This window comes from Bacillus sp. 196mf, assembly GCF_003217275.1.
Lineage (GTDB): Bacteria > Bacillota > Bacilli > Bacillales > Bacillaceae_G > Bacillus_A > Bacillus_A thuringiensis_S.
This window is the reverse complement of sequence record NZ_QJTG01000009.1, coordinates 121,106-142,577: the sequence shown is the minus strand read 5'-3', so window position 1 is coordinate 142,577 and position 21,472 is coordinate 121,106. Positions and strand designations below refer to the sequence as shown.

Sequence of the window (21,472 nt, the reverse complement as noted above, 5' to 3'; positions counted from 1 at the left end):
ATGGATAACAATCAAATGCCGAATATGATGCCGATAATGGATAACAATCAACCACCGAATATGATGCCATATCAAATGCCGTATCAACAGCCCATGATGCCGCCGAATCCGTATTATCAACAACCAAATCCATATCAAATGCCATATCAGCAAGGAGCGCCGTTTGGACCACAATATACGTCTATGCCAAATCCGAATATGATGCCAATGGATAATAATATGCCGCCGCTTGTGCAGGGTGAGGAAGATTGTGGATGCGGAGGAGAAAGTAGACTATATAGTCCACAACCAGGTGGTCCGCAATATGCGAATCCTTTATATTATCAACCAACTCAGTCTGCATATGCACCACAGCCAGGAACGATGTATTATCAACCAGATCCACCAAATGTATTTGGAGAGCCCGTTTCAGAAGAAGAGGACGAAGAAGTTTAAAAAGGCGGGAGTATTCCCGCCTTTTTTGCATGCGTGTTAATTAAGAAAATGTAGTTTTTTTATGAGGTGCTAGAAAATTCCCAGTGAAATATTAACAGTGTAAAAACCTTCTCTGTTACTCATCATAAGAGGGAGCTTTTCAGTAGAGAAGCTCATTCTAACAGAGGGGGTTTTTGTATTGAATACGAAAGTAAAAGTGATTGCTGCTTCTTTGTTAGTTACCAGTGCATTAGCTGCATGTGGTACACCAAAAGATAACAATGCAATGGATGGACGTAACTACAATTACGAACGTACATCTTATAATGATACACACCAGTATCGTGATAATGTGACACGTAATGATCGTTATACAGATTATGTAACATATAGAAATGGTCGTAACGATACAGGATACAATTATTATCGAGATGTAAATTACAATGGACAAATTGCTAATCCGCATCCAACTCGTAATATTACAATGAACAATTCATACATTAACAATGATGGTAAAACAGCTGAAAGAATAACAAATCGTGTGAAACGTATGAATAACGTAGACCGTGTGTCTACAGTTGTATATGGAAACGATGTAGCGATTGCGGTAAAGCCACGTAACACAGTGACAAATGAAACGGCGATGGCGAACGAAATTCGTCAAGCGGTTTCAAATGAAGTTGGAAACAGAAACGTATATGTTTCTGTAAGAAATGATATGTTTACTCGTGTCGATGCAATGAGTACGCGTCTACGTAACGGTACAGTTACAAACGATTTTAATCGTGACATAGTGAATATGTTCCGAGACATTCGTTACGGTTTAACTGGTACAGTGCGATAACAAAACAAAAGAGGAAGGGTGAGCCCTTCCTCTTTATTCATCGTTGTCTTGTAAACGACGTTTTTTAATAAAATAACTAACGGAGTAAGAAACTAAAAAGCATATGAAAAGAATACTACCTGTTAAAATAGCTTCAAACAGTGGTCTTTCTGGACTGAAAATAATATAAATAATAGCCATAACGATTCCTACAATAAGGGAGCGGAAGACAAGTTTATAATAAGGAGTTAACTTTATTTCCTTTTCACTTTCTTCTACATCGATTGAAACACTTAACTGTAAATAACTAAGGACGATACTTGTAAGAATAAATAATAGCCATAATGGAGATTTCGTAATTTGATCCATTCCTTCAGTGAATCCGATATAGCCTAAAATGCCAATTATACCAAGCGATTGAAAAAGAAAGGCAATACGTATGTTTTTTAATGTTTTCAGAATGAGACGTTCATCCTTTATTTTTTTCACAATATCCATCTCCTGTTTATTATGATTTCGCTGTTATATTAATTGTAACATATATGTTACTTTTATCAATTTATAATTTGCATATTATTCAGTTGGATAAAAGAGGGAATAAAATATTTTTATAAACATGTTGCACTTATAATTTATTAATGTTATATTAACAAAGCGATGAGCTAATTTACGTAAGACGAGAGATATGCTTAAGTGCTAAACACGCGAATGTGGTCGCCTGGTCTCTCGCCGTAAACGCATCAAGACGCCTGCTTTGCAGGCGTCTTTCATTTTATATAAAAGTAAATGATACATGCAGATGAGGTAAACCCTTATCTGCATTTTTTATTTTTCGAAAGAAATGTAATATGGATAAAACCCCCATTTCCGGAAAAACTACTAATGAAAGTATGATCTTGCCTAAAAGAGGTGAACGGAAATGAAATGGATACTGATTGCGATGCAAGCTTTCGTTATGATGTTTTGTTTCGTTTATGAAACGAATGTGAAGGCGGAAGGGCCAGTACCAGAAGTAACGGAAAAAGAACCTGAGGTTACAATTTTATTAGAGCGTATGTATGTTGATGGAGAAGTAAGTGAGGAAATACTTACAGAAAAAGTAGCGGATTTAGAAAAGTTTTTACAGCAATATAAAGAATGGCAACTTGTTGATCGTGATGATGTACAAATCGTATTACAAAAGAAAGTTGATGATATTTCTCCGTTATTGAAAACGAGCGGATATTTTGGTGTTTCAGAGGAAGGGATATTACAAATTTTCAAAGGTGTGCCAAAAAGTGATAATGCGATCCATTCTTTCTTTCAAATTGATATGAAAAAGCTTGAGAGTTATGAGCGTGCGAAATTGAAGCGTGGTATTCGGATTAAATCAAAAGAAGGTTTTGTAAAGACGATTGAAAAAATGAAACAATACGCAGTGCAAAATAAGAAAAAAAGCAGCTCATGGTGAGCTGCTTTTTCTTACTTATTTTTAGCTAAAATTTCTTTTGCGATTTCATCAATTAGCATATCTTTTCCAATTGGATTGAATGCTTTCGTATTGAAGACTTCATTTGATACTTCATATACGTGATTATTTTTAACTGCTTTATTGTCTTTCCAAACGGCACTGTTTTTGTAGTCTTCGTACACTTTATCAGCTTCGCCGCCGAAGTTTACAATAAACATTTGATCAGGCTGGAATACAACTAGACCTTCTAGTGATACTTGCGCCATCGTTTGTTTTAAATCTGTACCTTTTGTTGCAGGAAGTTTTAAGTCGTTAAAGATGATGTCACCGTATCCGAAGCTGCCGTATACACGGAAGTTTTGAGGTGTAACTGCAACGAACATAAAGTTCTCATCTTTTGTTTTCTCTTTAATTTTTTTAGATAAAGAGTCTGCTTTCTTATCGTAGTCTGCAATCCATTTGTCTGCTTTCTTCTCTTCGTCAAATAGCTTACCTACTTCTTTAAACTTACCACGCCAGTCTTCTAAGTTTGTTTCTAGAACAACTGTAGGTGCAACCTTTTCTAGTTGATCATAAATTTTTAATTGACGGTTGTTTAAAATTATTAAGTCTGGTTTTAAAGCAGTAACAGCTTCTAAATCAACTTTAGGTGCCCAGTACCAACCAACTGCTTTTACTCCATCTAATTTGTCTGTTAAGTGATTTTGGATTTTATCTTTATATGTATTTGCTGTACCAACAGGTTTGTGTCCAAGAAGTAATAGTTCTTCTGTTGATCCAGATAAGTCAACAATTCTCTTTGGATTTACTGGAATTGTAGCTTCACCTTTAGCATGTTTTACAACTTTTGTTTTCGGTTGTTCTTTTGCTTTTGATTCTTCTTTTTGAGAAGAACAGCCAACGATAGAAAGAACAACAAGCATAATAGTAAATAAAATAAATAGCTTACGTTTCATCCTGATGTAACCCCTTTAATTAATATTGATAATCATTATCGACCTCTGTATATTAAGGTGCTTTAACCTTTCTGTCAATGGAAAATAACAGAAGTTTCAAGTGGAGAACATTTGTTGGGGCAGTCTCGCTTTTCTATCATTAAATATGTTAAAATGGAATACATGATTTAAGAGGGAGAGATCGTATTTTGTTTGAATATGTTACAGGTTACGTGGAGTATGTAGGGCCGGAATATGTCGTAATTGACCATAATGGAATTGGTTATCAAATTTTCACACCGAATCCGTATGTATTTCAAAGAAGTAAGCAAGAAATCCGTGTCTATACATATCATTATGTGAGAGAAGATATTATGGCACTTTACGGGTTTAAAACACGTGAAGAGCGTTTATTATTTACAAAGTTGTTAGGCGTGTCTGGCATTGGGCCAAAAGGCGCTCTTGCAATTTTAGCTTCTGGTCAAACAGGACAGGTCGTTCAAGCGATTGAGCATGAAGATGAGAAGTTTTTAGTGAAATTCCCAGGCGTCGGAAAGAAAACAGCACGCCAAATGATTTTAGATTTAAAAGGAAAACTAGCAGATGTCGTACCAGATGCATTTGTGGATTTATTCTCAGACACAGAACGTTTTGATGAGAAGAAAGGTTCATCAGCTGAGCTTGATGAGGCACTGGAAGCTCTGCGCGCACTTGGATACGCAGAACGCGAAGTTTCTCGCGTTGTACCAGAGTTATTAAAAGAATCATTAACGACGGATCAGTATATTAAAAAGGCACTTAGTCTTTTACTAAATGGTAAGAGGTGAGTATAATGGACGAACGTCTCCTTTCAGGGGAATCTGCATATGAAGATGCGGATTTAGAATATTCATTACGGCCACAGACGCTCCGTCAGTATATTGGCCAAGATAAAGCGAAACATAATTTAGAAGTATTTATTGAAGCAGCGAAAATGCGTGAAGAAACGTTAGATCACGTGCTTTTATATGGACCGCCAGGTCTTGGTAAAACGACGCTTGCGAATATTATTGCAAATGAAATGGGCGTTAATGTTAGAACAACTTCAGGTCCCGCGATTGAAAGACCAGGAGATTTAGCTGCTGTATTAACAGCGCTTCAGCCAGGGGATGTATTATTTATTGATGAAATTCATCGTTTGCATAGATCAATTGAAGAAGTATTGTATCCTGCGATGGAAGACTTTTGCCTTGATATCGTAATTGGAAAAGGGCCTTCAGCACGTTCTGTACGCCTAGATTTACCGCCATTTACATTAGTTGGAGCAACGACACGCGCCGGAGCATTATCGGCACCGCTTCGTGACCGCTTCGGTGTACTTTCAAGGTTAGAGTACTACACAGTAGATCAGCTTTCTGCGATTGTTGAACGTACAGCAGAAGTGTTTGAAGTTGAAATCGATTCGTTAGCTGCATTAGAAATTGCAAGACGTTCTCGTGGTACACCTCGTATTGCGAATCGTCTTTTAAGACGTGTACGTGATTTCGCGCAAGTTCGTGGTAACGGAACGGTTACGATGGAAATTACGCAAATGGCATTAGAGCTACTGCAAGTAGATAAATTAGGTCTAGATCATATTGATCATAAATTACTGCTTGGTATTATTGAGAAATTCCGTGGTGGTCCAGTTGGATTAGAAACGGTTTCAGCAACAATTGGAGAAGAATCTCATACGATTGAAGATGTGTATGAGCCGTATTTATTACAAATTGGCTTTTTACAACGAACGCCAAGGGGCCGAATTGTAACGCCGCTTGCGTATGAACATTTCGGAATGGAGATGCCAAAAGTATGATGGAGATGCCCAAAATGCTTATTACAGCGGGAATCTTACTCATCGTTGTTGGATTAGCTTGGAAGTTCATTGGCAGGCTTCCAGGCGATATTTTTGTGAAAAAAGGAAACGTTACCTTTTATTTTCCTATCATTACATGTATTGTGTTAAGTATTGTACTATCTTTTATTATGTATATAATAAATCGATTTAAATAAGAAATAGGTGGATATAGCTATGGATATAAATCTGTTTGATTTTCATTTACCAGAAGAACTTATTGCACAAGTCCCGTTAGAAGATCGTGAAACATCAAGATTAATGGTGTTAGACCGTGAAACAGGTGATATTGAGCATAAACATTTTACGGACATTCTTTCTTACTTACATGAGGGGGATTGCTTAGTTTTAAATGAAACGAAAGTTATGCCTGCTCGTTTGCACGGTGTGAAAGAAGATACAGGCGCGCACATTGAAGTACTTCTTTTAAAACAAGAAGAAGGCGATAAGTGGGAAACGCTTGTAAAGCCAGCGAAACGTGTAAAAGAAGGAACTGTTATCTCTTTTGGCGAAGGGAAATTAAAAGCAACTTGCACAGGAACTGCAGATCAAGGTGGACGTCAGCTTGAATTTTCATATGACGGCATCTTCTATGAAATTTTAGATGAACTTGGGGAAATGCCACTTCCTCCATATATTAAAGAGACGCTAGAAGATCGCGATCGCTATCAAACAGTATATGCGAAAGAAATCGGTTCAGCAGCAGCGCCGACTGCGGGACTTCACTTTACAGAAGAGTTACTTGAGAAGTTAAAGCAAAAAGGCGTTCAGTTGGCATTCATTACACTTCACGTAGGGCTTGGAACATTTAGACCAGTTTCTGCAGACACGATTGAAGAACACCATATGCACGCAGAATATTACCATATGTCTGAAGAGACAGCGGCATTATTAAATCGTGTGAAAGAGAATGGTGGACGTATTATTACTGTAGGTACGACATCAACTCGTACGTTAGAAACAATTGCAACAGATCATGACGGTAAGCTTTGCGCCGCTTCTGGATGGACAGATATTTTCATGTATCCGGGATATGAATTTAAAGCAATTGATGGTTTAATTACAAACTTCCACTTGCCGAAATCAACATTAATCATGCTTGTAAGTGCATTTGCAAATAGAGATAATGTACTTCATGCTTATAATGAAGCAGTAAAAGAAAAATATCGTTTCTTTAGCTTCGGTGATGCAATGTTCGTTGCATCTCACGCTAAAATGAGAAACAAATAAAAGGAGTAAGTTATGACAGCAATTCGTTATGAATTTATTAAGACATGTAAACAAACGGGTGCCCGTTTAGGTCGTGTGCATACACCGCACGGTTCATTTGATACACCAACATTTATGCCAGTTGGTACACTTGCGACAGTTAAGACAATGTCACCGGAAGAATTAAAAGCAATGGATTCTGGCATTATTTTAAGTAATACGTATCATTTATGGCTACGTCCAGGTCATGAAATTATTCGTGAAGCAGGCGGCTTGCATAAATTTATGAACTGGGATCGTGCAATCTTAACAGACTCTGGTGGTTTCCAAGTATTCAGTTTAAGTGACTTCCGTCGTATTGAAGAGGAAGGCGTTCACTTCCGTAATCACTTAAATGGAGATAAATTATTCTTATCACCAGAAAAAGCGATGGAAATCCAAAATGCATTAGGTTCGGATATTATGATGGCATTTGATGAGTGTCCGCCGTTCCCGGCTACTTTTGAATATATGAAGAAATCTGTAGAGCGTACGAGCCGCTGGGCAGAACGTTGCTTAAAAGCGCATGAACGTCCGCAAGATCAAGGTTTATTCGGTATTGTACAGGGCGGGGAGTACGAAGAGCTTCGTCGTCAAAGTGCGAAAGACCTTGTTTCAATGGACTTCCCTGGTTACGCTGTAGGTGGTTTATCTGTTGGTGAACCGAAAGATATTATGAACCGTGTACTTGAGTTTACAACACCACTTCTTCCAGATAATAAGCCTCGTTACTTAATGGGTGTAGGTTCTCCTGACTCATTAATCGATGGTGCAATTCGTGGTATTGATATGTTTGACTGCGTACTTCCAACTCGTATCGCTCGAAATGGTACATGTATGACAAGTGAAGGTCGACTCGTTGTAAAAAATGCGAAATTCGCAAGAGACTTCGGTCCGCTTGATCCAAACTGTGATTGCTACACATGTAAAAACTACTCACGTGCGTATATTCGTCACTTAATGAAATGTGATGAAACGTTCGGAATTCGTTTAACGTCTTATCACAACCTTCATTTTCTGTTAAACTTAATGGAGCAGGTGAGACAAGCTATTCGTGAAGACCGTCTTGGCGATTTCCGCGAAGAGTTCTTTGAACAGTATGGCTTTAATAAACCGAATGCTAAAAACTTCTAATACATAATTTAAAAGGAGGAACAAAAGATGAATGCAGGTATGATGAATATCGTTATGATCGTTGCGATGTTTGCGATTTTCTATTTCTTATTAATTCGCCCGCAACAAAAACGTCAAAAAGCAGTTGCTCAAATGCAAAGTGAGTTAGCAAAAGGTGATGCTATCGTAACAATCGGTGGTTTACACGGTACAATCGAATCAGTAGATGAGACGAAAATCGTTATTAAATCTGGTGGTTCACACTTAACTTTCGATCGCAATGCGATTCGTGAAGTTGTGAAAAACTAATGTGGAAGGCCCTGCATGAAATGTGCAGGGCCTTTTTTAGTTACTTTGCTTTGACATATTTACACCGAAAATACCACCGAGTGTACTCGCCCCCATTAATGCTAATTGATAAAGTAATTGTGAGTTCGATAAGGTTTGAGAAAAGCCTAAATAGTTAACTAAAAAGACGAGTATAGTGAATGTGAGCCCTGTTGTGAAACCTACTAGCCAACCTTTTCCTTGAGCCTTTTTGCCGGCAGTAAATCCAGACATAAGCATAGATAAAAGAGCGAGTATAAAAATAGTAACGGTTAATGTCCCTTCATTTATATTTGTAAACTTTAATAAAAGAGCCATAATCATACTAGTAATAGATGCGAGAATTAGTAGTGTAACAATACCGAAGCCAATTGCAGTTGATAATTTTTTCGTTCCATCCATTTATGCATTCCCCCTTTTTAATACAAGCATATTTTCCTTTTGCCCAAGTTAGACTAGTTTCTTTTTTATAGGGGAGTCTATACGTAAAAAAGGAGATGTAGAAATGGAATGGATATCAATAATTGGACGGACAATGCTTTTGTATATCATCATCTTAATTATTTTTCGTCTTATGGGTAAACGTGAGATAGGAGAGCTAAGTGTATTAGATTTAGTCGTATTTATTATGCTTGGAGAAATGGCTGTAGTGGCAATTGAAAATACCGATAAATCACTTTGGCATCAATTAGTTCCGATGACTTTTCTTATGTGCATCCAAATTATTTTGTCAGTCATTTCCCTAAAGTATCAACGCTTTCGGCATTTAATAGAAGGTGAGCCAGCTATTCTTGTAAACGCGGGGAAGATTGATGAAAAGAAGATGAGAAAGCAACGGTATAATATAGATGATTTAATGATGCAATTAAGGGAACAAGGAGTTGGAGATATTCGGGATGTAGAATATGCTATTTTGGAACCGTCTGGGAAGTTATCTGTCTTTCAAAAACAAAAAAATAAACAAGATACATTACAGTTTACGCTTCCTCTTATTATTGATGGAGAAATTCAATCTAGTCATTTACAAATGATTGAGCATACAGATGAATGGCTTATTGAGAAATTAAAAAACTTAGGTTATAACGATGTAACACAAATTTTATACTGTAGTTTTCAAAACGGACAATTTTTTGTTGATGTAAAAGAAAATTAGAGATTTATCCTTTGAAAGAGTAAGAATGATTGGTTTAACTAATAATCAGTGGAGATTACCCCACTGATTAAAGTTTCATCTTATTTCAAAAATGAAAGTTTACGAATGATAGGGAGACGACTTAACTCTTCTTTTCGAATGAGTTTGAAAGTGAAGAGAAGTACGATATAAACAATTGTTGTTAAAGTGATTTCCCATAATGTTTGTATGCCAAGGGAATGAGAGAAAATAATATATTTATGGAGATAAAAACCGAAGGCGCCTGCGATACCGATGGCAAGTCCGCCGAAAATATAGTCTTTTGCGTAAATGGTAAATGTAATCTTTTTTAAAACAGTAGCGTAGTGAAGAAATGTTACTGTTACAATATTTGCAGCGATAGCAAGTGCAACCCCCATCATTTGAAATTCTGGCCTTGATGCTAGTACAAAAATAACGATTAATTTCACGATGGCACCAATAAATGTATTCATCATTGCAGCCCTTGCTAAGTTTAAAGCTTGCAAAACAGAGGTAAGTGGACTTTGGAAATAATGAAATAAAAAGCAAGGCGCAAGAAGTTGAATGAATGCTGTTGCGCTGTCTGATCCATACATAAGAGTTAAAACAGGAGAAGCGAATACGTATAATATAACGACAGACCATCCGCCGGTAATTAATGAAATTCGAAGTGCTTGTTGTAAACGGTGCTCCACTAATTTATGTTGTCTTTTTGCCATTGCTTCACTAATAGAAGGGACGAGCGCTGTAGAAAGAGCGTATGTAATAAAGGCGGGTAGTGATAGAAGCGGGAATGCATAACCGTTTAATATACCGTATTGCTGGGTTGCAACAGAAGCAGCGACACCAGCGATTGCTAAGCTTTGCATAACGACAATAGGTTCAAAAAAATATGAAACGGAGCCGATTAAACGACTTCCTGTAGTTGGAAGGGCAATATCCATCAGAGAATAAAATGTCCCTTTGCTTTCCTTTACAGTAGTGAAAAATCCAGAGCGTATTGATAAATGTTTTTCTCGCTGAAATAACGTGAGTAAAAATAATAAGGATGCAACTTCACCGAGAACAGCTGATAACATAGCGCCTGCTGCAGCGTATTCTATGCCGTAAGGTAAAAATAATTGAATGCATATAGCGATAATGGTAATGCGGACGACTTGTTCTAGAACTTGCGCATAAGCGCTAGGTTTCATGTTTTGTGTCCCTTGAAAGTAACCACGCAAAACAGAAGAAACAGCAATAACCGGGACAACGGGCAAAATGGCCATTAATGGATAGTACGTTCTTTCGTCGGTTAATAATGTTTTTGCTAAAATAGGCGTGAGGAACATAATTCCGATTGTTAAAATGATACTAATAACGGATGTAACAGCTAGTGATACGGTTAATATTTTTTTAACTCTTTGTTTATCGTTTACAGGTTCCGCTTCTGCTACAAACTTTGCGATTGCGACAGGAAGACCAATTTGTGTCAATGTAATTGCTAAAATGAATGTAGGAACGGCCATCATATAAAGACCAACGCCTTCTTCTCCTAAAATACGTGCCATTACTATGCGGTTGATAAAGCCAAGTATTTTTGTAATAAAGCCGGCTATCATTAAAATAAATGCGCCTTTTAAAAAGCTTTGTCTCGTCATGTTCTTCTCCTACCTTCTCAAAATCAATGGAATGATTTACAATAATTTATATGCACGTACGAGACAAGAATGACAAGCATTTAAGAGAGTGAAGTATGATAGTGCTCTTGAAAGTAGTTATTGCTGTCCATTAGAGCGGGATTAAAGCGACTTTTTCGTGCTGAAATAAGAAGGAGATGTTATAAATGTTAGATAGAGAGGCTTTGGTAGAATCATACCGCGGACAGTTACAAGTCGTTTTAGAAAGTAAAGTAGAAGAGTTTCAAATGTTCGGTTACGACCGAGTAACAGATGATGACATTTGGAAGTTTCTCAAAGTGAAAAAGTGGAAGAAGATAGACAGCGATGTTAGATTGTATGAATTAGTTAATGATGTATTAACAGTAAGTACTAATGAATATATGACATATTTAACTGTTGAAGCTTACCAAGCACCGCTTTGGTCATTTGATGAGTACGAAAATAAATAACCGACTGCAATTGGTTTGTTCTTCCTTTTGCAGTATAATGATATGTATTGATAAAGAGGAAATAATTGTGTCTAAGATTATATATAAAGGAGGTAGTGAAGAGGAAAATAAATGATGAAAGTGTAGGGAGTGTAAAAGCTTACCTATACAGCTAGTGATGAGCTAGCAAAAATTATAGAAAGGAAGTCTACTAACTAGGCGTATGCACACGTATAGCAGTGAATCGTAAAAGATTTATTGAAAGTGTTAGTAGCAGAAAGAGGGTACATATGGCAAAGCGTGGTACGAGAATTGCCGCCTTTTTCCTCATCGTCTTATTAATCGGTGGAGTAATTGGTGCGGCAGGAAAAGACATAGCAAAAGGAATTAGTCTAGGACTAGACCTTCGCGGTGGTTTTGAAATTCTGTATGAAGTAAAACCAGCCAAAAAAGGTGATAAAATCGATCGAGACGTACTTGTAAGTACAGTAGGTGCTCTTGAAAATCGTGTCAATGTTCTCGGTGTAAGTGAGCCGAACATTCAAATCGAAGGGCAAGATCGAATTCGTGTACAGCTTGCTGGTGTACAAGATCAGCAAAAAGCACGTGAAATGTTATCAACACAAGCGAAATTAACATTCCGTGATGTGGATGATAACCTTCTTATGGATGGAACGGATTTAAAAGGCGGCGGAGCGAAGCAAACATTTGATGAGCAAGGCCGTGCGAGCGTAGGTCTTACACTAAAAAGCGCTGAAAAATTCCGTGAAGTAACTGAAAAAATTTCTAAAATGCCACCACCAACGAATTTAATGGTAATTTGGCTTGATTTTGAAGAAGGAAAAGATTCGTATAAAGCAGAATCTGCAAAACCGAATCCAAAGTTCTTATCAGCAGCAACAGTAAACCAAGTATTTAACCAAGCTGAAGTATCTATCGTAGGTGGAAACTTCACAGTTGAAAGTGCGAAACAACTTTCATCTTTATTAAATGCAGGTGCACTGCCTGTTGATTTAAAAGAAATGTATTCAACATCTGTTGGAGCGAAATTTGGTCAACAAGCATTAGACCAAACAATTTTCGCTAGTGCGATTGGTATCGCTCTTATTTTCTTATTTATGCTTGTGTATTACCGTTTACCAGGACTTGTAGCGGTTATTATGTTAGGTCTATACATTTTTGTTACATTACTTGTCTTTAACTGGATGCATGCGGTTCTGACATTACCAGGTATTGCCGCATTAGTGCTCGGGGTAGGTATCGCAGTTGATGCGAATATTATTACGTACGAGAGACTGAAAGAAGAGCTGAAAATTGGTAAGTCCATGATGTCAGCATTCCGAGCTGGTAACCATCGTTCATTAGCAACAATTTTAGATGCGAACGTTACGACTCTTGCAGCTGCAGGTGTGTTATTTGTATATGGTACAAGCTCAGTACAAGGGTTCGCAACAAGTTTAATCGTAAGTATTTTAGTCGGTTTCATTACGAACGTATTCGGTACTCGTTTCTTACTAGGTTTACTTGTAAAGAGCCGTTACTTCGATAAAAAACCATCATATTTTGGTGTGAAACAAAAGGATATTATTCCGTTAACAAAAGGTGTAGTACATCCACCAACGAAATTTGATCGTATTAACTTCGTGAATATCGGTCATAAATTCCTTATCTTCTCAATTGTAGTTGTAATTGCAGGTGCAATTATCCTGCCAATTTTCAAATTGAATCTTGGTATTGACTTTGCAAGTGGTACACGTATGGACTTGCAATCAAAACAAGCACTTACTGTAGCTGATGTTCATAAAGATTTTAAAGAGTTGAACATTGATGTGAAGGAAGAAAATATTGTACCGACTGGGGATGACAATAAAGGTTTCGCAGTTCGTACATTAGGTGTTTTATCAAAAGATGAAATTGCGAAAACAAAAACATTCTTCCATGATAAATATGGTACGGATCCAAACATAAGTACAGTTTCACCGACAATCGGTAAAGAAATTGCACGAAATGCATTTATCGCTGTACTGATTGCTTCTGCAGTTATCATTTTATACGTAAGTATTCGATTCCGATTTACGTATGCGTTATCTGCAGTACTTGCATTATTACATGACGCATTCGTTATGGTTGTTATGTTTAGTATTTTCCAATTAGAGGTAGACTTAACGTTTATCGCTGCAGTACTAACAATCATCGGTTATTCTATTAATGACTCGATTGTTACATTTGATAGAAACCGTGAATTATACAAACAGAAAAAACGAGTGCGCGATATAAAAGACCTAGAGGAAATTGTAAATGCAAGTATTCGCCAAACGCTTGGTCGTTCGATTAACACCGTATTAACAGTGTTACTCCCAGTAATTGCACTACTTATCTTTGGTAGTGAGTCACTACGTAACTTCTCGTTTGCGTTACTTGTTGGATTAATAGTAGGTACGTACTCTTCTGTTTTCGTTGCCTCTCAAATTTGGTTAATGCTTGAAAACCGTCGTTTGAAAAAGGGGAAAAACAAGAAGAAGGTTGAGAAAGTAGAATCTGAACCGCAAGTATAGAAAAGATGATGCCTTATTATGAGGCATCTCTTTTTTCGTTTGTGGATACAATAAGATAGCAACTTTTTGATGGGAAGAAGATGGAAGAAAGTGGTGGTGTTATCGCTGTTTTTGTTAAAATAAAAAGATAGGTTAAGAAAAGAAGGGATTTTAATTATGGAAAAAGATGAACGTTTTAAACAGGCCGAGTTTGGTGCTATTGTCGGGATCGTTGGTAATATTATATTAGCAATTGTAAAGGCGGTAATTGGTTATATTGGGAACAGTAAAGCACTGCTAGCAGATGCGGTGCATTCTGCATCAGATGTAATTGGTTCGCTAGCTGTACTTTTTGGATTGCGAGCGGCAAAGCAGCCACCTGATGAAGATCATCCGTATGGTCATGGTAAAGCGGAATCGATTTCAGCGATTATTGTTGCGGTATTATTATTTATTGTGGGACTTGAAATCGCGATTTCATCTATAAAAGCTTTTTCGCAAGAACTAGAACCGCCGAAAGGAATTACGATTTTTGCTGTTGTTCTTTCAATCGTCGTGAAAGAAGGAATGTTTCAATATAAATTCCGATTAGGGAAAAGGGTAAATAGTGATGCAATTATTGCAAATGCATATGAGCACCGTTCAGATGTATTTTCTTCAATTGCAGCTTTAATCGGTATTTGTGCAGCTATACTCGGTGGTAAGCTTGGTATAGACTGGCTTGTATATGCTGATCCGATTGCAGGATTAGTTGTTTCGCTTCTTGTTGTAAAAATGGCATGGAGCATTGGAGCGGAAGCAATTCATGCAACGCTTGACCATGTTCTTCATGAGGAGGATGTTATTCCGCTTAGAGAAGCAGTTCTTCAAGTAGATGGTGTGAAAAAAATTGGTTCTTTATATGCACGGGAGCATGGTCATTATGTTATTGTCGATATTAAAGTGTCTGTAGATCCATACATTACTGTAGAAGAAGGACACCGTATTGGAAAACATGTGAAAGAAATACTTATGAAACAAGATAATGTACAAAATGTATTCGTACATATAAATCCGTATTCTCCAAATTAAACATCATTAACATTTTAGTATATAGATATTGCATCGTAGTTTGCATTATATTGTCACCCCTTAATCTGTCTTGTATAATGAACAGGTTAAGGGGTGATTTCGTGTTACAACCGAAGACGCGTTGGAAAGAAAAAGAATATAATGACGAACGAGTGAGTGAATTAGCAAGTAAATTACAGTTATCGCCACTTGTCGTTTCATTATTCCTCGGTAGAGGACTAGATACAGAAGATAAGATTTTAGATTTTTTAAATACAGAAAATCAAGAATTTCATGATCCATTTTTATTAGAAGGAATGGATAGAACGGTAGAACGTGTAAATAAGGCGATTCAAAATGGAGAACAAATATTAATATTTGGTGATTACGATGCAGACGGAGTAAGTAGTACAACTGTGTTATATCTTGCTCTTCAAGAATTAGGTGCAGAAGTAGAATTTTATATTCCAAATCGTTTTACAGAAGGGTATGGGCCGAACGAAGAAGCGTTTCGTTGGGCGCATAGCGCAGGGTTCTCACTGATTATTACTGTCGACACTGGCATCGCAGCAGTACATGAAGCGAATGTAGCGAAAGAGCTTGGAATAGATCTAATTATTACAGATCACCATGAGCCACCGCCAGAATTGCCAGAAGCACTTGCGATTATACATCCGAAATTAGATGGCGGTGTATATCCGTTTCACTATTTAGCTGGTGTAGGTGTTGCGTTTAAAGTTGCACATGCACTATTAGGCCGTGTACCAGAACATTTATTAGAGATTGCAGTAATCGGTACAGTAGCCGATTTAGTGTCACTTCATGGTGAAAATAGGTTGCTAGTGAAACGCGGTTTAAAACATATGCGTATGACGAAAAATATTGGTTTAAAGGCATTGTTTAAAGTTGCTAACGTTTCGCAAAGTGAAATTACAGAAGAGAGTATTGGCTTCTCAATTGCACCGCGTATTAATGCGGTCGGGCGTTTAGAAGATGCAACGCCGGCTGTACACCTTTTATTATCAGATGATCCTGAGGAAGCAAAAGAGTTAGCCGAAGAAATTGATGAGCTGAACAAACTGCGAAAAGATATTGTAAAGCAAATTACAGAAGAGGCTATCGCTGAAGTTGAAAATAACTTCCCGCCAGAAGAAAACAAAGTGTTAGTACTTGCAAAAGAAGGTTGGAATCCGGGTGTAATTGGGATTGTCGCTTCTAAATTAGTTGAACGTTTTTATCGTCCGACTATTGTATTATGCATTGATCCTATAAAAGAAACAGCAAAAGGCTCAGCGCGTAGTATTGCAGGATTTGATTTGTTTGCAAATTTATCAGATTGTAGAGAGTTATTGCCACACTTCGGAGGGCATCCGATGGCAGCGGGAATGACGCTACATATGAATGATGTAGATGAATTACGTCGCCGCTTAAATGAACAAGCAGATGCAATTTTAACAGAAGAAGATTTTATTCCAATTACAGCAGTTGATGTTTTTTGCAAAGTAGAGGATGTAACACTAGCGGCAATTGAAGATATGCAGAAGTTAGCACCATTTGGTGTTGGAAATCCGAAACCACGTATTGCAGTGAAAGATGCAGAGTTAGAAAGTATTCGCGCAATCGGATCAGATGGCTCTCATTTAAAAATGGCTCTTCGTGATGGACAAGCAACACTGGATACAATTGGATTTGGTTTTGGTGCATATGCGAAAGAAATCTCTCCAGTTGCAAAAGTATCTGTAATAGGAGAAGCATCCATCAATGAATGGAATAATTTTAAGAAGCCACAATTAATGGTACAAGATATTGCTGTAGAGGCGTGGCAATTATTTGATTGGCGTAGTATGCGTAATGCAGAAGCAAATTTAGCAGAACTTCCGAAAGAAAAAATAACAATGGTGTATTTTTCTGAAGAGGTATTGAATAAATTTTCTTTAGAGAGCTATAAAGAGAAGCTCATGCATGCTTCAGAAGTAACGCATTTAGATGATCAATATATCGTGTTACTTGATTTACCAAAAGGAACAGATGAATTAAGTGAGCTATTTAAAGTAGGATTCCCAGCGCGAATTTATACGCTATTTTATCAAGAAAATAACCATCTATTTAGTACAGTTCCTACGAGAGAACACTTTAAATGGTACTATTCTTTCTTAAGCCAAAAAACACCATTTTCTTTAAGACAATATGGAGAACAACTATGTCGCCATAAAGGTTGGTCAAAAGATACAGTAAATTTCATGACACAGGTGTTTTTTGAGTTAGAATTTGTTACAATAAAAGATGGCGTCATTTTTATGGCAGACAAAAAACAAAAGCGTGATTTAATTGAATCGAACACATATCGTGAGAAAATGAACCACTTACAATTAGAAAAAGAATTGGTTTATAGCACATATCAGCAACTATATACATGGTTTGAAACGATTCGTAATCATAAAGAAGTAGAACAGTTAGGGTAAAGGATTTGTATTTACAAACCTTTTAGATCTGAGGAGGATTCAGAAATATGGATTTCAAGCAACATATCGCAATTGTACCGGATTATCCGAAAGAAGGTATTGTGTTTAAAGACATTACACCTTTAATGAATGACGGTAAAGCATACAAAGCAGCAACAGATGCAATCGTTGAGTACGCAAAAGAAAGAGATATCGATGTTGTAGTAGGACCAGAAGCTCGTGGTTTCATTATCGGTTGCCCAGTTTCTTATGCGTTAGAAGTAGGATTTGCGCCAGTTCGTAAATTAGGAAAATTACCACGTGAAGTAATTACAGTTGACTACGGTAAAGAATATGGTAAAGATGTTTTAACAATCCATAAAGATGCAATTAAGCCAGGTCAACGCGTATTAATTACAGATGATCTATTAGCTACAGGTGGAACAATCGAAGCGACAATTAAGTTAGTTGAAGAGCTAGGCGGAGTTGTAGCAGGGATTGCATTCTTAGTAGAGCTTACTTACTTAGATGGTCGTAAAATGTTAGATGGTTACGATGTATTAGTATTAGAAAAATACTAATCACTATATAGGTAAAACTACGGTGATAAAAAGTACCCGTGAATCTCTTGGAGAGGAGCGGGTACTTTTGTATAATTGAACAAAAAATCATGGTGAAATGTCAGTAAAATCTTTTCCTTTTCACAATTCACAATCATTGGGTTATAATGATAGAATATAATTTATTCTATTAAATAAAGATAAAGTCAATTTTCAATAAAAGGTGATTCGATGGCAAATGAGCAGGTACTAACAGCTGAACAGGTACTCGAGAAAGCAAGTCAATATTTAGCGGATGAAGATATTGAGCTAGTGGCACGTGCCTATGAATATGCACGAGATGCGCATAGCGAACAATATAGAAAATCGGGTGAACCGTATATTATTCATCCGATTCAAGTTGCAGGTATTTTAGTTGATTTACACATGGATCCAGCTACGGTATCAGCAGGTTTCTTACATGATGTAGTGGAAGATACAGAGATTACGTTAGAAGATATTGAACGGGAATTTAACAAAGAAATTGCTATGCTTGTTGATGGTGTTACAAAGCTTGGGAAGATCAAATATAAATCTCACGAACAACAACAAGCAGAAAACCATCGCAAAATGTTTATTGCAATGGCTCAAGACATTCGAGTTATTTTAATTAAATTAGCTGATCGTCTTCATAACATGCGTACATTGAAACATTTGCCTCAAGAGAAGCAGCGTCGCATAGCGAATGAAACGTTAGAAATCTTTGCACCTTTAGCACATAGACTCGGAATTAGTACTATTAAATGGGAGCTAGAGGATACGTCACTTCGCTATTTAAATCCCCAACAATATTATCGTATTGTAAATTTAATGAAGCGTAAACGTGCAGAACGTGAAGAATACTTAGACGAAGTAATGACTGGTATTCGTGAGAAATTAAAAGAAGTTGCAATTCAACCTGAGATTTCTGGAAGACCGAAACATATTTACAGTATTTATCGTAAAATGGCACTGCAAAATAAGCAGTTCAATGAAATTTACGATTTATTAGCTGTACGTGTCGTTGTAAATAGTATTAAAGATTGTTATGCGGTGCTTGGAATTATTCATACGTGCTGGAAGCCGATGCCAGGTCGTTTTAAAGATTATATTGCAATGCCAAAAGCAAATCTATATCAATCTCTTCATACGACTGTAATTGGACCAAAAGGTGATCCACTTGAAGTGCAAATTCGTACGAAAGAAATGCACGAAATTGCAGAATTCGGGATCGCGGCACACTGGGCGTACAAAGAAGGAAAAACAGCAGAAACAACAGGTACATTAGAGAAGAAACTCACATGGTTCCGTCAAATACTAGAATGGCAAAATGAAGCTTCTAATGCAGAAGAATTTATGGAGTCATTAAAAATTGATTTATTTTCTGACATGGTATTCGTCTTTACACCGAAAGGCGATGTAATGGAATTACCACTTGGATCGGTTCCGATTGATTTCGCGTATCGTGTCCATTCGGAAATTGGGAATAAAACAATTGGTGCAAAAGTAAACGGTAAAATGGTGACGTTGGATTATAAATTAAAAACAGGCGACATCATTGAAATTTTAACGTCGAAACATTCATATGGCCCAAGTCAAGATTGGGTAAAACTTGCTCAAACATCTCATGCGAAAAATAAAATTCGTCAATTCTTTAAGAAACAACGTAGAGACGAAAATATTGAAAAAGGCCGTGAACTTGTTGAAAAGGAAGTACGTGGTCTAGAGTATGAGATGAAAGAAGTATTAGCGCCTGATAATTTAAAACGCGTCGCTGAGAAATTTAACTTTGCAAATGAAGAAGATATGTTTGCAGCAGTTGGATATAGCGGAATTACAGCTTCGCAAATTGTTACGCGACTAACGGACAAGTTCCGCAAACAACGCGAAGAAGAAGAAATTGTTGAAGTTAAAGAAGTTCGTAAACCGATGAAAATTCGAAAATGGGATTCTGGTGTAAAGGTAAGCGGTGCTGATAATTTATTAATCCGTTTATCGAAATGCTGTAACCCAGTTCCAGGCGATGATATCGTTGGATATATTACGAAAGGCCGAGGTGTATCGATTCACCGCCGTGATTGTGTAAACGTTCATACAGAAGAAGCTGTAGAACGTTTATTAGAAGTAGAGTGGGAAGGTAGCCCTGAAAAAGAAATTGAGTATAACGTTGATATTGAAATTTCGGGTTACGATCGCCGTGGTTTATTAAATGAAGTACTGCAAGCTGTTACAGAGACGAAAACGTATATTTCAGCTGTTTCTGGTAGAAGTGACCGTAATAAAATGGCAACAATTAATATGTCAATCTCGATTCGTAACTTACAACACTTGAAAAAAGTAGTAGAACGCATTAAACGCGTTCCAGAAATTTATGCAGTACGACGCATGATGCATTAATAGGGAGTGTAGAAAGATGAGAGTTGTTTTACAACGATCAAAGAAAGCGTCTGTCACAGTAGACGGTGAGATCGTAGGACAAATTCCGTTCGGTTTAACATTACTAGTTGGCATTACGCATGAAGATACAGAAAAAGATGCAACTTATATTGCGGAAAAAATTGCAAACTTACGTATTTTTGAAGATGAGAGCGGAAAGATGAATCATTCTGTACTTGATGTAGAAGGACAAGTTCTATCTATTTCGCAATTTACATTATACGGAGATTGTCGCAAGGGAAGACGTCCAAACTTTATGGATGCTGCGAAACCTGACTACGCAGAGCGTTTATACGATTTCTTTAATGAAGAAGTTCGCAAACAAGGATTGCATGTGGAAACAGGGAAGTTCGGAGCAATGATGGACGTTTCTTTAATCAATGATGGTCCGGTGACCTTAATTGTAGAAAGTAAATAGTGTTGATAAAAAAGAGAGGGTTATATAATCCTCTCTTTTTTATACATTGTTGTATGTTTTGTTCATTTATTTGGAATCAATAGCAGTTTCGGTTATGTATAACTCTCTCATCAATATGGAACAATAAAAAGTAAAACATCCATATTGAATGTGAGGGATATACGTATGCGTATGAATGAAAAAGGGCATTCTGTTACAAATGGTGCAAATCAACTGTTTAACGTGAATTTTCATGATTTTATTTCAAAAGAGCAAAATAATACTTCAATGGAGCTTGCTTCCGAGTTTGGGATTTCTCTTCAAGATGTAAAGCGTTTAAAGAAGCAGATTGAACGTTCTTAGAGCACTTGACAATCCTACTTAACAAACGTATAGTAATTTTATATTTACATATGAATATAACCGTTGATAGAGAAGAGTAAATGAGATACACATGGAAAGAGAAGGAATGTCTTAGGCTGAAAACATTTCTGCATGATGACTGATTGAATGACACTCTAGAGGTTTCAACTTGAACGGCATATATGCTTAGTAGGGATGAACGCATATTTAAGCGTTATTAAAAAAGTGGAAGCATACGTGCTTCAATT

The 21,472-nt window shown here is 37.0% G+C and carries 21 protein-coding genes, 1 pseudogene and 1 other annotated feature (1 of these 23 only partly in view); of the genes and pseudogenes, 18 read left to right on the top strand and 4 right to left on the bottom strand.

Features of this window, described 5'->3' with window-relative positions:
• Positions 1 to 435, top strand: a pseudogene (locus ATL10_RS15300) (peptigoglycan-binding protein LysM); the annotation flags it as partial.
• 178 nt (positions 436 to 613) lie between these two features.
• Complete coding sequence (locus tag ATL10_RS15295; protein WP_001093537.1) at positions 614 to 1,258, top strand: YhcN/YlaJ family sporulation lipoprotein; 645 nt, start codon at positions 614 to 616, stop codon at positions 1,256 to 1,258.
• Between the two features lie 33 nt (positions 1,259 to 1,291).
• On the opposite strand, the gene ATL10_RS15290 is transcribed toward ATL10_RS15295, so the two are convergent.
• A complete protein-coding gene (locus ATL10_RS15290; RefSeq protein ID WP_023523099.1) occupies positions 1,292 to 1,726 on the bottom strand; it encodes a hypothetical protein in 435 nt (144 codons plus the stop codon).
• Positions 1,727 to 2,156: 430 nt separating this feature from the next.
• Here ATL10_RS15290 and ATL10_RS15285 point away from each other — a divergent pair, with 430 nt between their 5' ends.
• Complete coding sequence (locus tag ATL10_RS15285) at positions 2,157 to 2,687, top strand: BofC C-terminal domain-containing protein (protein ID WP_000871172.1); 531 nt, start codon at positions 2,157 to 2,159, stop codon at positions 2,685 to 2,687.
• Between the two features lie 11 nt (positions 2,688 to 2,698).
• Here the strand turns inward: ATL10_RS15285 and ATL10_RS15280 are convergent, their stop codons facing one another.
• Positions 2,699 to 3,643, bottom strand: a complete 945-nt coding sequence (locus ATL10_RS15280) for an iron-hydroxamate ABC transporter substrate-binding protein (protein ID WP_110497105.1) — start codon at positions 3,641 to 3,643, stop codon at positions 2,699 to 2,701.
• Between the two features lie 188 nt (positions 3,644 to 3,831).
• Between ATL10_RS15280 and ruvA the strand changes: the two genes are divergently transcribed.
• The 6 genes from ruvA to yajC are packed head-to-tail and all read left to right on the top strand — an operon-like array spanning position 3,832 to position 8,165.
• Positions 3,832 to 4,449 (top strand): Holliday junction DNA helicase RuvA, encoded by a 618-nt coding sequence (gene ruvA, locus ATL10_RS15275; RefSeq protein WP_000464511.1) that lies wholly within the window; start codon positions 3,832 to 3,834, stop codon positions 4,447 to 4,449.
• 5 nt (positions 4,450 to 4,454) lie between these two features.
• Positions 4,455 to 5,456: a Holliday junction branch migration DNA helicase RuvB gene (gene ruvB / locus ATL10_RS15270; RefSeq protein WP_098250905.1), complete on the top strand. Its 1,002-nt coding sequence runs from the start codon at positions 4,455 to 4,457 to the stop codon at positions 5,454 to 5,456.
• Positions 5,453 to 5,653, top strand: coding sequence for a DUF2905 domain-containing protein (locus tag ATL10_RS15265; protein ID WP_000970410.1), 201 nt, complete (start codon positions 5,453 to 5,455; stop codon positions 5,651 to 5,653). The genes ruvB and ATL10_RS15265 overlap by 4 nt, the downstream gene beginning before the upstream one ends.
• 19 nt (positions 5,654 to 5,672) lie before the next feature.
• The gene (queA, locus tag ATL10_RS15260) at positions 5,673 to 6,725 is read left to right on the top strand and encodes a tRNA preQ1(34) S-adenosylmethionine ribosyltransferase-isomerase QueA (protein ID WP_000354014.1); all 1,053 of its coding nucleotides are present in this window, start codon (positions 5,673 to 5,675) and stop codon (positions 6,723 to 6,725) included.
• A gap of 12 nt (positions 6,726 to 6,737) precedes the next feature.
• Positions 6,738 to 7,877: a tRNA guanosine(34) transglycosylase Tgt gene (tgt, locus tag ATL10_RS15255; protein ID WP_000125365.1), complete on the top strand. Its 1,140-nt coding sequence runs from the start codon at positions 6,738 to 6,740 to the stop codon at positions 7,875 to 7,877.
• A 27-nt stretch (positions 7,878 to 7,904) separates the two neighbouring features.
• A complete protein-coding gene (gene yajC, locus ATL10_RS15250; RefSeq protein ID WP_000991115.1) occupies positions 7,905 to 8,165 on the top strand; it encodes a preprotein translocase subunit YajC in 261 nt (86 codons plus the stop codon).
• Positions 8,166 to 8,201: 36 nt separating this feature from the next.
• Here yajC and ATL10_RS15245 read toward each other — a convergent pair whose 3' ends face one another.
• On the bottom strand, positions 8,202 to 8,585 hold the full coding sequence (locus ATL10_RS15245; protein ID WP_000349148.1) for a TIGR04086 family membrane protein: 384 nt from the start codon (positions 8,583 to 8,585) through the stop codon (positions 8,202 to 8,204).
• 103 nt (positions 8,586 to 8,688) lie between these two features.
• Between ATL10_RS15245 and ATL10_RS15240 the strand changes: the two genes are divergently transcribed.
• Positions 8,689 to 9,336, top strand: a complete 648-nt coding sequence (locus ATL10_RS15240) for a DUF421 domain-containing protein (RefSeq protein WP_000454821.1) — start codon at positions 8,689 to 8,691, stop codon at positions 9,334 to 9,336.
• An 80-nt stretch (positions 9,337 to 9,416) separates the two neighbouring features.
• Here ATL10_RS15240 and spoVB read toward each other — a convergent pair whose 3' ends face one another.
• Positions 9,417 to 10,976 carry a stage V sporulation protein B gene (gene spoVB, locus ATL10_RS15235; RefSeq protein ID WP_110497103.1) on the bottom strand — a complete coding sequence of 520 codons (1,560 nt, stop codon included), beginning with the start codon at positions 10,974 to 10,976 and terminating at the stop codon, positions 9,417 to 9,419.
• Positions 10,977 to 11,161: 185 nt separating this feature from the next.
• Between spoVB and ATL10_RS15230 the strand changes: the two genes are divergently transcribed.
• The 8 genes from ATL10_RS15230 (at position 11,162) to ATL10_RS31290 (ending at position 21,224) form a co-directional block, all read left to right on the top strand.
• Entirely contained in the window at positions 11,162 to 11,446 is a 285-nt protein-coding gene (locus ATL10_RS15230) for a post-transcriptional regulator (protein ID WP_000886979.1), read from the top strand.
• Between the two features lie 269 nt (positions 11,447 to 11,715).
• Positions 11,716 to 13,980, top strand: coding sequence for a protein translocase subunit SecDF (gene secDF, locus ATL10_RS15225; RefSeq protein WP_097821491.1), 2,265 nt, complete (start codon positions 11,716 to 11,718; stop codon positions 13,978 to 13,980).
• A 156-nt stretch (positions 13,981 to 14,136) separates the two neighbouring features.
• Entirely contained in the window at positions 14,137 to 15,030 is an 894-nt protein-coding gene (locus ATL10_RS15220; protein ID WP_000409746.1) for a cation diffusion facilitator family transporter, read from the top strand.
• A gap of 101 nt (positions 15,031 to 15,131) precedes the next feature.
• Positions 15,132 to 17,471 carry a single-stranded-DNA-specific exonuclease RecJ gene (recJ, locus tag ATL10_RS15215; protein WP_000941225.1) on the top strand — a complete coding sequence of 780 codons (2,340 nt, stop codon included), beginning with the start codon at positions 15,132 to 15,134 and terminating at the stop codon, positions 17,469 to 17,471.
• Positions 17,472 to 17,518: 47 nt separating this feature from the next.
• Positions 17,519 to 18,031: an adenine phosphoribosyltransferase gene (locus ATL10_RS15210; protein WP_000346215.1), complete on the top strand. Its 513-nt coding sequence runs from the start codon at positions 17,519 to 17,521 to the stop codon at positions 18,029 to 18,031.
• Between the two features lie 210 nt (positions 18,032 to 18,241).
• On the top strand, positions 18,242 to 20,425 hold the full coding sequence (relA, locus tag ATL10_RS15205; RefSeq protein ID WP_001262795.1) for a GTP diphosphokinase: 2,184 nt from the start codon (positions 18,242 to 18,244) through the stop codon (positions 20,423 to 20,425).
• 16 nt (positions 20,426 to 20,441) lie between these two features.
• Positions 20,442 to 20,882: a D-tyrosyl-tRNA(Tyr) deacylase gene (locus ATL10_RS15200; protein ID WP_001266965.1), complete on the top strand. Its 441-nt coding sequence runs from the start codon at positions 20,442 to 20,444 to the stop codon at positions 20,880 to 20,882.
• Positions 20,883 to 21,047: 165 nt separating this feature from the next.
• Complete coding sequence (locus ATL10_RS31290; RefSeq protein WP_001242605.1) at positions 21,048 to 21,224, top strand: hypothetical protein; 177 nt, start codon at positions 21,048 to 21,050, stop codon at positions 21,222 to 21,224.
• Between the two features lie 54 nt (positions 21,225 to 21,278).
• Positions 21,279 to 21,472 (top strand) — a binding site (T-box leader) (it continues 37 nt past the right edge of the window).

Coding starts and splice junctions, on each gene's coding strand:
- ATL10_RS15210 (WP_000346215.1), top strand. CDS start 17,519: ATGGATTTCAAGCAACATATCGCAATTGTACCGGATTATCCGAAAGAA.
- queA (WP_000354014.1), top strand. CDS start 5,673: ATGGATATAAATCTGTTTGATTTTCATTTACCAGAAGAACTTATTGCA.
- ATL10_RS15240 (WP_000454821.1), top strand. CDS start 8,689: ATGGAATGGATATCAATAATTGGACGGACAATGCTTTTGTATATCATC.
- ATL10_RS15230 (WP_000886979.1), top strand. CDS start 11,162: ATGTTAGATAGAGAGGCTTTGGTAGAATCATACCGCGGACAGTTACAA.
- ATL10_RS15285 (WP_000871172.1), top strand. CDS start 2,157: ATGAAATGGATACTGATTGCGATGCAAGCTTTCGTTATGATGTTTTGT.
- ATL10_RS15220 (WP_000409746.1), top strand. CDS start 14,137: ATGGAAAAAGATGAACGTTTTAAACAGGCCGAGTTTGGTGCTATTGTC.
- ruvB (WP_098250905.1), top strand. CDS start 4,455: ATGGACGAACGTCTCCTTTCAGGGGAATCTGCATATGAAGATGCGGAT.
- ATL10_RS31290 (WP_001242605.1), top strand. CDS start 21,048: ATGCGTATGAATGAAAAAGGGCATTCTGTTACAAATGGTGCAAATCAA.
- ATL10_RS15200 (WP_001266965.1), top strand. CDS start 20,442: ATGAGAGTTGTTTTACAACGATCAAAGAAAGCGTCTGTCACAGTAGAC.
- ATL10_RS15280 (WP_110497105.1), bottom strand. CDS start 3,643: ATGAAACGTAAGCTATTTATTTTATTTACTATTATGCTTGTTGTTCTT.
- spoVB (WP_110497103.1), bottom strand. CDS start 10,976: ATGACGAGACAAAGCTTTTTAAAAGGCGCATTTATTTTAATGATAGCC.
- relA (WP_001262795.1), top strand. CDS start 18,242: ATGGCAAATGAGCAGGTACTAACAGCTGAACAGGTACTCGAGAAAGCA.
- tgt (WP_000125365.1), top strand. CDS start 6,738: ATGACAGCAATTCGTTATGAATTTATTAAGACATGTAAACAAACGGGT.
- ATL10_RS15265 (WP_000970410.1), top strand. CDS start 5,453: ATGATGGAGATGCCCAAAATGCTTATTACAGCGGGAATCTTACTCATC.
- secDF (WP_097821491.1), top strand. CDS start 11,716: ATGGCAAAGCGTGGTACGAGAATTGCCGCCTTTTTCCTCATCGTCTTA.
- ATL10_RS15245 (WP_000349148.1), bottom strand. CDS start 8,585: ATGGATGGAACGAAAAAATTATCAACTGCAATTGGCTTCGGTATTGTT.
- yajC (WP_000991115.1), top strand. CDS start 7,905: ATGAATGCAGGTATGATGAATATCGTTATGATCGTTGCGATGTTTGCG.